This is a genomic window from Knoellia sp. S7-12, assembly GCF_040518285.1.
Classification (GTDB): Bacteria; Actinomycetota; Actinomycetes; order Actinomycetales; family Dermatophilaceae; genus Knoellia.
In genome coordinates this window covers 2,665,163-2,680,653 of record NZ_CP155449.1, presented here as the reverse complement: position 1 = coordinate 2,680,653, position 15,491 = coordinate 2,665,163, and the positions used below count along the sequence as shown (strand labels likewise).

The window sequence follows — 15,491 nt, the reverse complement described above, 5'->3', positions numbered from 1 at the left end:
CTGGGCCCCAACGCTCGCGTCATGGCTGTGGACTCCCCGCGCCGGCTCATCGTGCTGCGACACGGCGAGACGAGCCACAACGCCGCCGGCATCTGGCAGGGGCAGATCGACTCGCCGCTGTCCGAGAAGGGGCTGGCCCAGGCCGCTGCTGCGGCCGCGGCCCTGGTCGCGTTCTCCCCGGTTCGCGTCATTGCCTCGGACCTGGTTCGAGCGGCAGTGACGGGCGAGACGGTCGCGCGCGTGGACGGCATACCCTTCTCGACCGACGAACGCTTCCGTGAGATCCACGCCGGCTCGTGGCAGGGGCTCACCGGCGCCGAGGTGCGCGAGGGATATCCCGAGGACATGGACAAGTTGCTGCGCGGTGAGGACTTCAAGCGGGGTGGCCACGGTGAGTCGGTTGCAGATGTGGCGATCCGCTGCCGGGCCGGCGTCGATGCCCTGCTCTCGGAACTCGAGTCGGGGGAGTGCGCCGTCATCGCGACCCATGGTGTCGCGGGTCGCGCGCTCGCGGCCGACCTCGTCGGCATCGACCAGCGCACCTCGTGGATTGCACTCGGTGGACTCGGCAACTGCCACTGGGCCGAGCTCGTCGAAGGTCGCGCGGGGTGGCGGATCCAGGCGTGGAACCAGTCGGCGGCGACCGCTGCGGCGCGCGATTCCGGGGTTGCCTGACCCCGATTTGGTTGCACGGCAACGCCCGTCGTAGACTTCCGCAGTCCCCGCAAGGGGGCGTCCCACCGGGGCAACTCGGGGCTGTGGCGCAGTTGGTAGCGCACTTCCATGGCATGGAAGGGGTCAGGGGTTCGAATCCCCTCAGCTCCACAACGCAAGAAGAGATCGGACACGCTTTTCGTCTGGTCTCTTCTTGCGTTTCTGGATGTGTATGGGGGGATTCGGCGGGTCCTGTGTTCACACGGGAGGAGCCGCTCCGCGCGAAGCGCGTCGACGCGACGGCTCCCCTCAGCTCCCGGTTGGGCTACGCGCCGTTCTGCATGTCCGACGGACCGGTCGGGAGGACACTCGATGGCGAGAACCTTGGCCACCGAAAGGAGTCGGGCATGAGTGATCCGGAGCCCCCACGGCCGCGACCCGAACTGGCGACCATGCTTGCCACCGAACACTGGAGCCTGCTCGGAACACGCTCGATGACGTGGAGCGAGATCATGAGCCGGATCTCGATCCTGCTCACGGTGATGTCGGCGTTCCTCGTCGTGTTGGCCCTTGTGGCACAGGGCGTTGGCTTCGACCGCTCGCTTCTGGGGCTGGGGATCGGCTTCGCCGCGGCGTCCCTCGTCGTCGGCAGCCTCACTGCCCTCCGGGTGGCCCTGGCCAGCCAGGAGGACGCGGAGTTGATCCGGGGCATGAACCGGTTGCGGGCGGCCTACGTCGAGCTCGCTCCGGAGATCGCGCCCTACCTCACAGCGTCGACCAAGGATGACCAAGCGGGGCTCATGGCGACCTACACGCTCGGCAACCGGCGCCACATGCTGGTGCACATCATCGGCAGCACGACGTTCTTCGTCATCGTCATCAACACCATCGTCGCCGGAACGCTCGGCGCCCTGGTCGGTGCGCTCGCCCAGGGGTCCGCGTGGCTCACCGCGCTCTGCGGAGTCGGGGCCGGGCTGGTGTGGTTCGGGCTGCAGGTCGAGGTGACGCGGCGCCTGTTCGGTGCGCCGCTGGTGGACGTCCGCTTCCCCTCCGACACCTGACCGTCACGGGACTGACGATGCGACGCAGGCCAACACCGGACAGGCTCACTCCCCGCCGCGACCCGTGTGCTCGGCGACGACGAGCACCCGGGCCATCGGCTCTCCCGCGAGCGCGGGACTCGCGGACGGGCGACTCCAGACACGTGTCCGAAGCACCTCCCGGAACGAGGCAGCGGCCGCCGCAGTATCGAAGTCGAGGTCCACGACGATGTGGTGGTCATCGTCCACGGGGTGGGCCACTCGGTGGGAGCGCACCCCTGCGTCGGCCCGCATCTGCGCGAACCCGTCGAAAGCGCGCTTCCAGGTGGGGTAGTCAGTGATCGGGTGCTCGATGTGAAGTGTGTGCATGGAGCCAGCGTCCCGCGCCGCCTGCCGCTTGGACATCCCAGAAGTATGGGGTTCCTCGATCCCGTGCTCCTACGCTTGGAGCTGTGCCCACACTCGCGCGCGAGATGGTTGAGCGGATGGCCCGCGGCGCCGACGACTCGCGCTCGCTGCGCGCCGAGCTTCTTGCGCAGCTGCGCCGAATGGTCCCGTTCGACTGGTATGCGTGGGTACTCACCGACCCGACCACGTGCGTCGGCGTCGACCCGCTTGCCGACATCCCTGATCCTGGCGCCATTGCCTCGACGATCCGGCTGAAGTACCTCACGGACCTCAATCGATGGACTTCGCTCGACACGTGCGCAGCCCTCGGTCGGGGCGCCGAGAGGAGCCTGCTCTGGCGAGAGGGCCAGCACCCGCACGGGGTCGTCGACGTCGCCTCGGTCGTGCTCCGCGATCGTCACGGCTGCTGGGGCTTCCTCGACCTGTGGTCCTCGAGACCGTATGCCGTCGCCGACATGGCGCTCCTGCGCGATCTTGCCGGCCCGCTCACCGTGGCCATGCGGAACGTCAGAGCGCGCAGCTTCCGTGCGTCGCCTCCCGACTCGGTGTCGTCGAGTGGCCCGGTTGTGCTCCTCCTCGACGACGACCTCTCGATCCGTGGACGGGCGAAGGGGTCGGACGAGTGGCTGCGTCTGCTCCTGCCGGGGCCCAAGGGTGTGCCGCCGATCCCTGCCTGCGCGTTCAATGTCGCGGCCCAGATGCTCGCTCGGGAGGCCGGTGTGGACGACCACCCGGCCATGGCCCGGATGCCCCTGCCGTCAGGGGCGTGGGTGACCCTTCGGGCATCGCGCCTCGAGCCGGACGGAAGCATCGCCGTGACGATTGAGGAGACCGGTCCTACCGATCGCCTGGACGTCTTCGTGAGGAGCCACGCGCTCTCGCCCCGCGAGGTGGAGCTCGTCGAGGTCCTCGCGACCGGTGCGGACACGGCGGCTGCCTCGGCCCGGCTCCATCTGTCAGCACACACCGTCCAGGACCACCTCAAATCGGTCTTCGCGAAGACCAACGTGCGCAGCCGCAGAGAGCTCCTCGCGCGGGCAATGGGTCAGGGCTGACACCAACCCGGTGTGGCTCAGGCGGGCCAGACGCCTGACGTGCCACGGCGGTGCGACTCGAGCAGATGCGTGTCGACGATGCCGATCGCCTCCATGAGCGCAAACATCGTCGTCGGCCCGACGAATCCAAAACCCTTGCGCTTCAATCCCTTTGACAGGGCGAGCGACTCGGCCGACGTGGTCGGCACGTCGGCGAACGTCCGCGGCCGTGGCGTGTCCGGGGGTTGGAACGACCACACGTATGCCGCGAGGTCACCTTCCGGGTCATTGCGCAGTCTCAGGGTGGCCCGGGCGTTCTGGATCGTGGCGAGGACCTTGGCGCGGTTGCGCACGATGCCGGCGTCGGCCATGAGCCGCTCGATGTCGCCCTCGCCGAACTCGGCGACAGCCTCGGGGGAGAAGTCTGCGAACGCCTCGCGGAAGGCCGCCCGCTTGCGCAGGATCGTCGCCCACGACAACCCCGACTGGAACGCCTCGAGCGAGAGCCGCTCGAAGACACCCCGCTCGTCTCGCACCGGCATACCCCATTCGGTGTCGTAGTAGTCGCGCAACATCGGGTCGACGGACGCCCACACCGGACGCGAGAGACCGTCGTCACCGACGACGATCTGGCTCATGCGACGTCCTGGCGGGCGGCGACGACGGCTTCGACGAACTCGTGCGGGTCCTGCACCGACACACCGAGCCGGCCGGTGCGGTGCACGACTGTCGCCATCGGCCCGCCCACGCGGTAGGCCCACTTGCCCTTGCCCTCCCAGCGCACACCCCAGCCGTGGCCGAAGCCGTTGACATGATCACCGGCTCCGACGTCGGTGACGTCGACCATGCGGATTCGGCGAGGCGCGAGGGGATAGCCCACGGTGACTGCCGCATCGGTGACGGTGACGGTCACGGGGCCGCGCGCGATGAGCCAGCCGAGGCCGACGAACGCGAGGACGAGGACGACGCCGAGCGCGATGGCCCATCCGCCGAGGGACGCGATGGCGAGGCCGCCGATGACCCCGACGCCCGCGACGATCGCTCCGACGACGACCAGAGGCGTGGTCGGCTGAGCGACGGACCGGTAGCGCGCAGCGCCGAGCGCGGTCGGGTCGGGCATGTCAGGCCCTCCTCAGGGTGATGAGCGGAATCTCGGGTGCGGCGGCCACGCGGACCGGCGGACCCCACGTGCCGGCGCCGCGACTCGTGATGACGGGGACGCCATCGATCACGGCGAACCCCTCAACCATGGGTTGCTGCAACGGCACGATCAGCTCGCCGGGCCAAACCTGGCCGCCGTGGGTGTGCCCCGAGAGCTGCAGATCGATGCCTGCGTCGCTCGACTCCTGCGCCATGAGCGGTTGGTGTGCCACATACAGGGTGAACGCGTCAGAGGTCCCTGCAAGTGCCCGTGCCGGGTCGGGGGCGAACTCGCCGGTGCCCTCGTGGTCGTGCACGCCGGCAATCCGGATGCTCTCGCCGTCGCGGGTGACCAGCTCGGAGGCGTTGGCGAGGACGGTGATGCCAAGACGTTTCCACTCAGCCACCCACTCGGCCGTGGACCCGGTGTAGATCTCGTGGTTGCCGGTCACCGCAAAGACCCCGAGCGGGGCCTCGAGGTCGGCGAGCGGGGCGATCTCGGCCCGGTGCCGGTCGAACGGCGCGTCGACGACGTCACCGGACAGGACGACGAGGTCAGGCTTTGCCGCGTTGACCCTGTCGACGACCTCTCGGGCGAAGTCGGAGCCGTGGACGACGCCGGCGTGGAGGTCGGTGACGAGGGCGACGGTTGTGCCGTTGAAGGCCTGCGGCAGGGACGCCGACGTGTGCGTCGTCCGGGTGATCGTGGGGTTGGCTGCCGCCGCGGCGCCGTATGCCGTCGTGCCGACTGCCGCTGTGAGTACCACGGCTGCTGTGGCTCGGTTGAAGCGGCGCAGGACGGTGGCACGGTGCTCGCCAGGAGTGACGAGCCACGCGATGACGGCCAGCAACTGAGCCGCCGCCACACCGAGGACGAGATACAAGGCGACGACGAGCCACGTCAGCGCCAGCCAGGCCACGGGCCTGGTGTCCTCGGCGGTTCCCCACCGCAGGCCGCCTGCAACGGCGACCACTGAGAGAGCTGTCAGGGCCGCGAGAAGGGCGGTCCCGGCATACCTCCACGGCGTCCGCCAACCCGGCGCGACGACAAGGCGACGGTTCAACCAGAAGGTGAGCAGGCCGACGACAGCCAGGGCAACGAGGGCAAAAAGGAGCACGCAGGGGTCCTGATGATTGGCGGTGGTCGTGACTGAGGCCTCATGCTCCCACGGTGCGACGACACGTCTTTTCGTGGTCTCATGGTGGCCTGCGTTTCGCCGCCCACACGGGAGTTCCCTCGATGAAGAGCCTCCATGTCGACGTCCTCATCGTCGGCGCGGGTCTGTCCGGCGTGGGCGCAGCCTGCCGCCTCACCCAACTCAATCCCGACCGGTCCTTCGCGATCCTCGAGTCGCGCCAGTCCAGCGGTGGGACCTGGGATCTGTTCAGGTATCCCGGGATCCGGTCTGACTCGGACGTCTTCACCTTCAGTTACCCCTTCCGACCGTGGACCGGGACCGACGTGCTCGCTTCTGGTGAGTCGATCCGGGACTACATCCGCGACACCGCCGGCGAATTCGGGGTCGAGGAGCGGATCCACTACGGGCAGCGGGTCATCGCGGCGGGGTGGTCCTCGGGCACCGGACGCTGGACGGTGAAGTCCGAGACGGTTGACGGGCTGATCGAGCACACCGCATCGTTCCTCTACATCTGCACCGGCTACTTCTCCTACGACACCGGTCACGTCGTCGACTTCCCGGGACGGGCCGAGTTCGACGGGCCGATCATCCATCCGCAGTTCTGGCCCGAGGCGTTCAAGGCCAAGGGCAAACGCATCGTCGTCATCGGCTCCGGTGCGACTGCGGTGACGCTCGTGCCCGCGCTCGCGGACCAGGGCGCGGCCCACGTGACGATGCTCCAGCGCAGCCCCACCTATGTCCTTCCGTTGCCCGGCACGGATGTTGTCGGCAACGGGCTGCGGCGGGTCCTGCCCGCGCGGGCGGCCCATCGAGCGATCCGGGCCAAGAACGTCGTGCAGAACGTCGGTCTCTATGAAGCGGCTCAGCGTTTCCCCGGGCCCGTCCGCAGGGGGATTGCTTCCCTGAATGCCCGCTTCGTCGGGTCCGCGGCCGTGCGCGATCACTTCACCCCGACCTATGACCCCTGGGACCAGCGGTTGTGCGTGGTCCCCGATGGCGACTTCCTCGCGGCCGTGCGTGACGAGAGGGCATCCGTCGTCACCGACACGGTCGCGCAGTTCACGCGCACCGGCATCCGGCTCTCGAGCGGTGAGGAGCTCGAGGCCGACGCGATCATCACGGCGACGGGGCTGCGGATCGAGGTGGCTGGTGGCATCACCTTCACCATGGACGGTGCGACGTTCGCGCCGAACGAGCGCTACTTCTACAAGGGCGCGATGTTCGGGGGAGTGCCCAACCTCGCGGTCTGCCTGGGCTACACCAACAACTCTTGGACGTTGCGGGCCGACCTCACGTCCCGCTACGTGTGCGCGGTGCTCGCGCGCATGGCGCAGACGGGTGCCGCCACGGCGACACCGCGGCTCGACGGCGAGATCGAGGACGGCGAGCCGCCCTTCGAGCTCTCGTCGGGCTATGTCGAGCGCTCCCGCCACCTCTTCCCGAAGCAGGGCACGACGAAGCCGTGGACGGTGCGCCAGAACTACTTCCATGACCTCCGGCTCATGTCCCGGCGTCGTGTCGATGACGGCACGCTCGAGTTTGCGCCCCTCATGGTCCGACCCTTCGTGATGGTGGGGACTGACACCGGTCGTTCCTAGACTGGTGCTCATGAGTCTCAGCATCGGTGCCCACGTCGACCAGACCGACCCCCTCGCCGAAGCCGCTGCTCGCGGCACGACGCTGGTCCAGTTCTTCCTCGGTGACCCTCAGGGATACAAAGGACCAGAGATCCGGTATGCCGGGGGAGCAGCCGCTCTGCGTGCGGACGCCGAGGCCGCTGGGGTTGCGTTGTACGTCCATGCGCCCTACATCATCAACGTCGCGACGACGAACAATCGGATCCGCATCCCGTCCCGCAAGCTGCTCCAGCAGCACGTCGACGCCGCTGCCGAGATCGGCGCCAAGGGCCTGATCGTCCATGGCGGACACGTGGGCAAGACCGACGACGCGGCGGTCGGATTCGACAACTGGCGCAAGGCCATCGAGGCGACCGACCTCAAGCTTCCGCTCCTCCTTGAGAACACCGCGGGAGGTGACAACGCGATGGCCCGCTACCTCGAGCGCATCGCCGGGGTGTGGGACGCCATCGGTTCGGCGTCGCAGTCCGACCGGGTCGGCTTCTGCCTCGACACCTGCCACGCCCACGCCGGTGGCAACAAGCTCGACACGGTCGTCGACGACATCCTCGCGATCACGGGCCGCATCGACCTCGTCCACTGCAACGACAGCCGTGACTCGTTCGACTCGGGCGCCGACCGGCACGCCAACTTCGGCGCGGGTCAGATCGACGCCGACCTGCTGGCGGGTGTGGTCCGATCGGCCGGCGCGCCGGTGGTGTGCGAGACGCCCGGTGGCGCCGACGAGCACCAGGCCGACTTCGCCTGGCTGCGCGAGCGCCTCTGAGCGGGCAGGTCGGCCAGCGGCGTCACAGCCAGCGGCGTACCCGCCGGGCGTAGTTGTCGTACGCGCTGCCGAACTCGTGGGAGAGGAACTTCTCCTCGGGGAGGATGGCGCCCCAGAGCACCAGTAGGGCCGCCGCCGGGGTCGCCAGCAGCGCCCACGCTGACGGGATGAGCAGTGCCAGCCCGACGTACAGCGCGAGCATGCCGACGTACAACGGGTTGCGTGACACGGCGAACGGGCCAGAGCTCATGATGACTCGGGTCTCCTGGCCCGGTAGGAGGCCGGTGCGGTGACGCTGGAACATCACGAGTGCCCAGCCGTTCCACAGCACGAACACCACGACCAGCAGCCAGCCGAGCGGAACGCGCCAGCCACCCAACTGAAACGGGTCGCCGGCCAGCCCGGTGAGCAGTGCACCCACCAGCAGGGGAGCGCCCATGGCGACCGGGGGCCACAGGCGAAAGGGGACAACTCCGCCTTGGCCGGGACTAGCGCCGTCCGAACCCGTCATGGAGCGAGCATAGGACGCGTCGTGCGAGGTTGAGCGGGTCCTGATGCCCGCGACCCGCGACCCGCGTCGCTGCCGCCCTGCGAATCCGTCTGCTGCGATGCTTGCCGCAGACCCGTCAAGAGGAGATCCGGTGACCCCAAGTGGCGCATCCGTCCGCCCGACAGCCCCGACGCCCGTTCGGGAGCTGACGCGTCCTGCGCGACTCGTGGCCGGCGACCGCGTCGTGGTTGTCTCGCCGAGTGGTTCGTCACCTCGGGACCGGATCGCGGCCGGGGTGGCAATGCTTCGGGACTGGGGGCTGGAGGTGGATGTCGCACCCAGCGCAGGTGCCCGCTCCGACCGGTTCACCTATCTCGCCGACGACGACGAGGCTCGGGCACGGGATCTGCAGGAGGCCTGGTGCGACCCGTCGGTGGCTGCGGTGCTCTGCGCACGCGGTGGCTATGGCGTGCAGCGGATTCTGGAGCACCTCGACTGGGAGGAGATGCGCGCCGCCGGGCCCAAGGTGCTGGCTGGCTACAGCGACATCACCGCGCTGCACTCCGCTGTCGCGACCCACCTTGGCCTCGTCACCCTGCACGCTCCGATGGTGGCGACCGAGGTCTTCGTCAATGACGCGAGCAGCGCCGAACACCTGCGCCTCACCCTCTTCGAGCCCGACGCGACGCAGAGTCTGACCTCCGACAAGGCGCGTTCGCTGCTCCCCGGGCGAGCGCGCGGTGTGACCGTCGGAGGCTGCCTCAGCCTGCTGGCCGCTGAGATCGGCACTCCGACCGGCCACCCCTCAGCGGCTGGGGGAATCCTGTTGTTGGAGGACGTCGACGAGAAGGCCTACCGAATCGACGGCTACCTGACCCACCTGCTGCGTTCGGGCTGGCTCGAGGGGGTGGCCGGGGTGGCGGTCGGTTCCTGGCAGGGGTGCGAACCAGTGGAAGACCTGGTGCGCGACCGCTTGGGCGGGCTCGGCGTGCCGATCCTCTGGGACCTGGGTTTCGGTCACTGCGGGAGCACCCTGACCGTGCCGCTCGGCGTCACTGCAACTCTCGACGCCGACACGGGCACGCTAGTGCTGGACGACCCCGCCCTCGCCTGACCGCACTCCTGGCTCCACGCCTGCCCTCTCGTCTGGTCGTGGTGTCGCGTCCGCACCGCGCCGCTCGAGGGCGACATGGCAGGCCACCTGGGTGCCGATTCCACCTGCCAGCACCTCGGGGTCCACGGTTCGGCACTGCGTGGACACGCCCACGGCGTCGGCCTCGCCCGAGGCCAGCACCTGGCAACGCACGTGGAATCGGCATCCTCCGGGGATGCGCGTCGGGTCCGGTGGCTCGCCCGTCAGGACGACCGGCGCCCCGCCCTCTGGCAGCACGGACAGGAGCGCCTGGGTGTAGGGGTGCTCCGGTGCGGTGAGGATCTTCTCGACCGGGCCGGACTCGACGATCCGGCCGAGATACATGACGGCGACGCGGTCGGCGATGTTCCACGCGAGGCCCAGGTCGTGGGTGACCACGAGTGCCGCCAGCCCCAGGTCATCGCGCAGCGCGAGCATCAGCGACAGGATCTCGCCGCGCACTGACGCGTCGAGTGAGGCCACCGGCTCGTCGGCGATGATCACGGCCGGGTCGAGCACCAGGGCGCCGGCGATGACGACGCGCTGCCGCTGGCCACCCGACAACTCGTGCGGATAGCGCAGGAAGAAGCGCTCAGGCGGTCGCAGCCCGGCTCGCGAGAGCGCGTCGGCTACTCGTTCGCGCTCATGGGCGCCTTCGCCGTGGATGCGCAGGCCTTCGGCGACCGCCTCATAGACGGTGTGCCGTGGGTTGAGCGAGCCGCTGGGATCCTGCAGCACCAACTGCGCCTCGCGCCGGTAGGCCTTGAGCGCCTTGCCCTTGTAGGACAGAGGTGCGCCGCGATAGGCCACCTGCCCCGCGGTCGGTCGTTGCAGGCCCAGGAGCGCGCGTGCCAGCGTGGTTTTGCCGCACCCGGACTCGCCGACCAGGGCGACGATCTCGCCCGCGTGGACGTCGAGGTTCACGCCGTCGACGGCGCGGGCAGGACGCCCACCCCGGCGGCCGGGGAACTCGACACTGAGCTCTTTGGCCGACAGGAGCGGCTCGAGTTCGCTGGTCATCCCATCACGCTGCCTTCGGTCTGTATGCCGTGTTCCGCGTTGTCGTGTTCGTCGCCGCGGGCGAGCGACGCCCCTTCGTCGGGAAGGACGAGCACGCAGGCCGCATCGTGGTTCTCGCTCGCCGGCCAGAGCTGCGGGTCGACGACGTCGCACACCTCACGACGCGACGGGCAGCGCGGGTGGAACGTGCACCCGGTGGGCAGGGATGCCGGGTCCGGCGGGTCTCCGGCGAGCCCACGCGGGCGCAGCCGCGAGGCGGGGTCGCCGACGGTCGGGAACGCTGCTGCCAGCGCCGAGCTGTAGGGGTGCTTCGCACGCTGGTGGACCGCGTCCGCAGGGCCCACCTCGACAACCCGGCCGGCATACATGATCGCGAGTCGGTCGCAGACGTCGGAGAGCACGGACAGGTCATGGCTGATCATCAACAGACTGATCCCCGTTCTGGCGACGAGGTCGTCGATCAGGCCCAGGATCTGGGCCTGGATCATCACGTCGAGAGCCGTGGTCGGCTCATCAGCGATGATCAACTCGGGGCGGCAGGCGAGCGCCATCGCGATCATCACCCGCTGCCGCTGCCCACCCGAGAGCTCATGGGGATAGGCACCCGCGCGAGCGGGCGGCATACCGACTTCGTCCAGCAGTTGCGCCACCCGACGGGAGGCCTCGGCCTCGCCGACCTTCTCGTGGAGCAGGATCGGCTCGGCGATCTGATCGCCGATCGTGTGGACCGGGTTGAGGGAGTGCATCGCCCCCTGGAAGACGATCGAGGCGCCGGCCCAGCGCACCGCGCGCAATCGACCCCAGTTCATGGCAAGGAGATCCTCACCATCGAGGAGGACGCGCCCGGTGACGGTCGCCGTGGGTGGCAGGAGGCGCAGGAGCGCGAGGGCGAGGGTGGACTTGCCCGAACCGGACTCGCCGGCGACGCCGAGTTTCTCGCCGCGTGCCAACTCGAGATCGACACCGCGCACGGCCGGCACATCACCTCCTTGGCTGCGGTAGGTGACCGTGAGGCCCTCGAAGGAGAGCAGGGGCTCGGTCATGAGCGGTTCCTCAATCGGGGGTTGAGTACGCCCTCGATCGCGCGACCGCAGAGGGTGAAGGCCAGAGCCACGAGGGCGATCGCGATACCGGGCGGGAGGATGTACCACCACATGCCGGAGCTCACCGCCCCGACGTCGCGGGCGGCCTGGATGGTGCTGCCCCACGACGGGATCGTCGGGTCGCCCAGCCCGAGGAAGGCGACGGTCGACTCGGTGAGGATCGCGCCGGCGACCATCAGCGTGGTCTGCGCCAGGACGATCGGCATGACGTTGGGCAGGACGTGTCGGGACATGACGTGCCAGTGGCCACCGCCCAGCGCGCGAGCCCGCTCAATGTAGGGACGCGCCTCAACCGCGAGGGTCTGCGCGCGGACGAGTCGCGCGGTCGTCGGCCACGAGGTGACGCCGATCGCGATGATGATCGTCGACATGCTGCGACCCAGGACAGCGGCCAGCGCCACGGCCAGCACGAGGGTGGGCATGACGAGGAACCAGTCGGTGATGCGCAGGAGCACCGCCGAGGCCCAGCCGTGGAAGTGGCCGGCAAGGATGCCGATGACGCCGCCCAGCGCAATGGAGATGAACGTCGCGGCGAAGCCCACGGTCAGCGACACCCGGGAGCCCCAGAGCACGAGGTCCAGCACGGAGCGACCCGACCGGTCGGTGCCGAGGAGGAACTCGCCACTCGGCGGCTGGAGCGGCTCGCCGGGCGGGCGGGTGACGCTGAGTGCGTCCTCACCCACGAGCCACGGGACAAGCAGGGCCGACAACACGAAGAGCCCCAGCACTGCCAGCCCGAACAGCCCGGCGCGGTTGCGGCGGTACTCGTTCCAGAAGGTGGCCACCGCGCGGCGCCGGCGGGCCCAGGTGAGCTGGCGCGGGCTGGCGGTCGCGGCCGCTGCGTCGGTGCTCACGGCCGCACCCGCGGGTCGATGACGGGATAGAGCAGGTCGGAGATGAGGTTCATCAGGATCACGGTCGCCGAGAAGATGACGAACAGGCCCTGGACGAGCGGGAGGTCCGGCACGCTGAGCCCTTCATAGAACAGTTTGCCCAGCCCGGGCCACGAGAAGACCGTCTCGACGAGGACGGCCCCGAAGAGCACGAAGCCGACATTGATGAAGATCAGGGTCATGGTCGGCAGCAACGCGTTCGGCACGGCATGCCGGCGTTTGACCTCGCTGTCGCGCAGACCCTTCGCACGCGCGGTCACGAGGTAGTCGGACCCCATTTCGTCGAGGAGCGAGGACCTCATCACCATGAGGTATTGGGCATAGACCACGGCGACGAGCGTCACGAGGGGCAGCACCAAGTGGTGCGCGATATCGACGACGGCCGCAAAACCCTCCACCCCGGGCGTTTTCATCCCTGAGGTCGGGAACCATCCGAGCCCTGAGCCGAAGACGACGATGAGGATGAGGCCCAGCCAGAAGCTCGGCACCGACCACAGCGTCAGCGCAACCCCGGTGTTGACCCGGTCGGCCGTGCTGCCGTGCTTCCAGGCACCCTGCACTCCCAGCCAGAAGCCGAGCAGGGTGGACACGATGAGGCTGGCGCCGACGAGCAGAAGGGTGGGTCCGAGCCGTTCGCCAACCATGCTCAGGACGGGCCGGTTGTACTGGAACGACTCGCCGAAGTCGAAGCGGAGCACCCCCAGCAGGTAGCTCACGAACTGCTCGAGCAGCGGTTTGTCGAGCCCGAACTCGCGTGCGAGAGCTTCCTTCTGCTCGATGGTCACGGGTCGCCCGTGGGTCATGACCCGCACGGGGTCGCCCGGCACGATCCGGAACAGGAAGAAGCTGGTGAAGATCACCGCGAGCAGCGAGACCGCTGCACCAAGCAACCTTTGACCGACGTATGCCGCGGTACGGCGCAAGCCGTCACGGTCCCGTTTGCGGGGTCCATCCGCCATGCCGACGGGCTGGTCCCGCACCTCCTGTTCGAGGTGCGGGGCCAGGCCGCTCGGGACGATTTCCGCCATGCGGGCCTATTCCCGCTCGTCCGCAGCGGCACCGCCGCGTCGGCGGACGAGCAGGAGCGCTCCGCCGAGCGCCACGAGCACGCCCGCGCCGACTCCGAGGATCAGACCGCTGTTGCCGCTGGTGCCGCCCGAGTCCGCCGCCGACTTGGTACCGGCAGGGAGCGCCGACCACCAGCTCCAGTAGCCGTCCTGGCTGTCGTAGTTGCCACCCGGGTCCGGCTGCGGGGTCATCTTCTCGATGACGTCGCCGCGGAAGGCCTCCAGCGCGTCCGCGTAGCCCCAGACCACAAAGATGTTGTCCTTGTAGAGGACCTTCTGCATCTCCTTGACGATCTCGGCGCGCTTGGTGGTGTCGAGCTCGGCGAGCTGCTGGGCATAGAGCTTGTCGTACTCGGCATTGCAGTAGTAGGCGTCCGACAGGTAGGGCCCGCCGATCTTCGCCGGCAGTCCGGAGCACCGGTTGATCCCGAGGATGTAGTCGGGGTCCGGGTTGACGCTCCAGCCGGTCGTGAGGATGTCGTAGGTCCCGGCGTCGAGCAGGGCACCGACCTCGGAGACCGGCTCGACCTTGAGCTCCATCCCCGCCTCCTTGGCCCACTCGCGCATCATCTCGGCGGCCTGGACGTACTGCGGGGTGTCGTTGTGCACGTTGAAGCGGAAGGACAGCTTCTGACCGCCCTTGGCGCGTATGCCGTCGGAGCCCTTTGCGTATCCGGCGCCGTCGAGCAGCTGGTTGGCCTTGGCGATGTCGAAGCCGATGCGCTCGGCGTCGGTGGGCTCCCAGTGGTAGTCCTTGTAGCGGGACGGGATGTAGCCACCGTTGGCCTCACCGAAGCCGCCGTAAGCGGTCTTGTAGATCGCCTCGCGGTCGATGGTGTGCACCAGGGCCTCGCGGACGACAGGGTCCTCGAGCGCCTTGTTGCCGTCACCGAACTCGGTGCCGTCCTGGAGCTTGGCGCCCGGGTTGATGGTGATGGCCTGGAAGCGCTTGCCCGAGGCCTTGTTGACGGTGATGTTGTCGACGCTCTCCAGGGAGGTTGCCTGGGCCGACGTCAGGCCCGAGACGAAGGAGACCTCGCCGGCCTTGAGCGCCTCGACCTGCGCGTCCTGATCATCGATGTGCCGGAAGACGAGCTTGTCGAACTTGGGAGCACCTCGCCAGAACTTCTTGTTCGGGACGAGGGTGATCGAGCTGTTGACCTCGTAGGCGCTGATGATCCAAGGCCCGTTCCCGACGATGGGGAACTCCTGGTCATTGTTGAACTTCGAGTAGTCGCCGACACTCTCCCATTTGTGCTTGGGCAGGATCGGCACGTCGAGCGCGAGCATCGTCGCCTGAGGTGCCTTGAGCTTGACGACGAGGGTCCGCGGGTCGGGTGCGGCGACGCTCTCGAAGTTCTCGACGAAGTTCCCGTTCGCTGTGGCGGCGGCCTCGTCCTTCATCATCGTGTCGAAGGTCCAGCGAGCGTCTTCGGCGGTCACGGGCTTGCCGTCAGTCCAGTTGGTCTCACGGATCTTGTAGGTCCAGGTGAGGCCATCGGGCGAGGTCTTCCACGACTCGGCGAGCGCCGGGATGGTCTTGCCGGTCTTCGGGTCGTAGTTGGTGAGGAAGTCGTAGGTGAGGCGACCGAGGGCAGTGGTGATCCGGCGCACCGCCAGGAACGGGCTGAGTGAGTCGACCTCCTGCGACACCGCGACGGTGAGCGTCGTCTCCTCCTTCGGTGTGTCGGCCCGGGCACCCGTGCCTCCGACAAGGAGGGCCGCCAGCAACCCGAGGATGCTCAGGACACCGACAAGCACTCGGTGCCGGTGGCGCCCGGCTCGTGGGTCCGTGGGCGTGCCCACCTGACTGTGCCTCGATGTGACCATCGCTGTTCCCCTCGCTCGGTTGGACGACGCCGTCCTTGGTGCTAGTCGCACACGGTAGGGCAAATAGTTGCTTTTGGAGGCCAAGACGTGTCACTTTCCCCCGACTGAGCGGCTGGGCCCCTCACGGCAGGCGCGGGA

The 15,491-nt window shown here is 68.7% G+C and carries 16 protein-coding genes and 1 tRNA gene; 7 read left to right on the top strand and 10 right to left on the bottom strand.

Going from position 1 to position 15,491, the window contains the following annotated elements; all coding sequences use genetic code 11:
• Positions 1–21: 21 nt before the first annotated feature.
• From V6K52_RS12870 to V6K52_RS12860, 3 genes are all read left to right on the top strand, one after another.
• Complete coding sequence (locus tag V6K52_RS12870) at positions 22–675, top strand: histidine phosphatase family protein (protein WP_353950510.1); 654 nt, start codon at positions 22–24, stop codon at positions 673–675.
• 77 nt (positions 676–752) lie between these two features.
• Positions 753–825: transfer RNA gene (locus V6K52_RS12865), tRNA-Ala, on the top strand.
• A gap of 236 nt (positions 826–1,061) precedes the next feature.
• The gene (locus V6K52_RS12860; protein ID WP_353950509.1) at positions 1,062–1,715 is read left to right on the top strand and encodes a hypothetical protein; all 654 of its coding nucleotides are present in this window, start codon (positions 1,062–1,064) and stop codon (positions 1,713–1,715) included.
• A 45-nt stretch (positions 1,716–1,760) separates the two neighbouring features.
• Here V6K52_RS12860 and V6K52_RS12855 read toward each other — a convergent pair whose 3' ends face one another.
• Complete coding sequence (locus V6K52_RS12855) at positions 1,761–2,063, bottom strand: hypothetical protein (RefSeq protein WP_353950508.1); 303 nt, start codon at positions 2,061–2,063, stop codon at positions 1,761–1,763.
• Positions 2,064–2,146: 83 nt separating this feature from the next.
• On the opposite strand from V6K52_RS12855, the gene V6K52_RS12850 reads away from it, so the two are divergent.
• Positions 2,147–3,157 carry a helix-turn-helix transcriptional regulator gene (locus tag V6K52_RS12850; protein WP_353950507.1) on the top strand — a complete coding sequence of 337 codons (1,011 nt, stop codon included), beginning with the start codon at positions 2,147–2,149 and terminating at the stop codon, positions 3,155–3,157.
• Between the two features lie 17 nt (positions 3,158–3,174).
• Here the strand turns inward: V6K52_RS12850 and V6K52_RS12845 are convergent, their stop codons facing one another.
• From V6K52_RS12845 to V6K52_RS12835, 3 genes are read right to left on the bottom strand one after another with little or no spacing between them, the layout of a single operon-like run.
• Complete coding sequence (locus V6K52_RS12845; protein ID WP_353950506.1) at positions 3,175–3,774, bottom strand: DNA-3-methyladenine glycosylase I; 600 nt, start codon at positions 3,772–3,774, stop codon at positions 3,175–3,177.
• Positions 3,771–4,256 carry a hypothetical protein gene (locus V6K52_RS12840; protein WP_353950505.1) on the bottom strand — a complete coding sequence of 162 codons (486 nt, stop codon included), beginning with the start codon at positions 4,254–4,256 and terminating at the stop codon, positions 3,771–3,773. Before V6K52_RS12840 ends, V6K52_RS12845 begins: the two co-directional genes overlap by 4 nt.
• Position 4,257: 1 nt before the next feature.
• Positions 4,258–5,394, bottom strand: coding sequence for a metallophosphoesterase (locus V6K52_RS12835; protein ID WP_353950504.1), 1,137 nt, complete (start codon positions 5,392–5,394; stop codon positions 4,258–4,260).
• Positions 5,395–5,447: 53 nt separating this feature from the next.
• Between V6K52_RS12835 and V6K52_RS12830 the strand changes: the two genes are divergently transcribed.
• Both V6K52_RS12830 and V6K52_RS12825 read left to right on the top strand, forming a co-directional pair.
• Positions 5,448–7,013: an NAD(P)/FAD-dependent oxidoreductase gene (locus V6K52_RS12830; protein WP_353950503.1), complete on the top strand. Its 1,566-nt coding sequence runs from the start codon at positions 5,448–5,450 to the stop codon at positions 7,011–7,013.
• Positions 7,014–7,023: 10 nt separating this feature from the next.
• Positions 7,024–7,818: a deoxyribonuclease IV gene (locus tag V6K52_RS12825; RefSeq protein WP_353950502.1), complete on the top strand. Its 795-nt coding sequence runs from the start codon at positions 7,024–7,026 to the stop codon at positions 7,816–7,818.
• Positions 7,819–7,840: 22 nt separating this feature from the next.
• Here V6K52_RS12825 and V6K52_RS12820 read toward each other — a convergent pair whose 3' ends face one another.
• On the bottom strand, positions 7,841–8,329 hold the full coding sequence (locus V6K52_RS12820; RefSeq protein ID WP_353950501.1) for an isoprenylcysteine carboxylmethyltransferase family protein: 489 nt from the start codon (positions 8,327–8,329) through the stop codon (positions 7,841–7,843).
• Positions 8,330–8,459: 130 nt separating this feature from the next.
• Between V6K52_RS12820 and V6K52_RS12815 the strand changes: the two genes are divergently transcribed.
• Positions 8,460–9,422: an LD-carboxypeptidase gene (locus V6K52_RS12815; RefSeq protein WP_353950500.1), complete on the top strand. Its 963-nt coding sequence runs from the start codon at positions 8,460–8,462 to the stop codon at positions 9,420–9,422.
• Here V6K52_RS12815 and V6K52_RS12810 read toward each other — a convergent pair.
• From V6K52_RS12810 to V6K52_RS12790, 5 genes are read right to left on the bottom strand one after another with little or no spacing between them, the layout of a single operon-like run.
• Positions 9,393–10,460: an ABC transporter ATP-binding protein gene (locus V6K52_RS12810; protein ID WP_353950499.1), complete on the bottom strand. Its 1,068-nt coding sequence runs from the start codon at positions 10,458–10,460 to the stop codon at positions 9,393–9,395. The genes V6K52_RS12815 and V6K52_RS12810 overlap by 30 nt on opposite strands.
• Complete coding sequence (locus V6K52_RS12805; protein WP_353950498.1) at positions 10,457–11,503, bottom strand: ABC transporter ATP-binding protein; 1,047 nt, start codon at positions 11,501–11,503, stop codon at positions 10,457–10,459. The genes V6K52_RS12810 and V6K52_RS12805 overlap by 4 nt, the downstream gene beginning before the upstream one ends.
• Entirely contained in the window at positions 11,500–12,417 is a 918-nt protein-coding gene (locus tag V6K52_RS12800) for an ABC transporter permease (protein ID WP_353950497.1), read from the bottom strand. Before V6K52_RS12800 ends, V6K52_RS12805 begins: the two co-directional genes overlap by 4 nt.
• Complete coding sequence (locus tag V6K52_RS12795) at positions 12,414–13,484, bottom strand: ABC transporter permease (protein WP_353950496.1); 1,071 nt, start codon at positions 13,482–13,484, stop codon at positions 12,414–12,416. The genes V6K52_RS12800 and V6K52_RS12795 overlap by 4 nt, the downstream gene beginning before the upstream one ends.
• Before the next feature lie 6 nt (positions 13,485–13,490).
• Positions 13,491–15,329, bottom strand: coding sequence for an ABC transporter substrate-binding protein (locus V6K52_RS12790; RefSeq protein WP_353950495.1), 1,839 nt, complete (start codon positions 15,327–15,329; stop codon positions 13,491–13,493).
• Between the last annotated feature and the right edge of the window lie 162 nt (positions 15,330–15,491).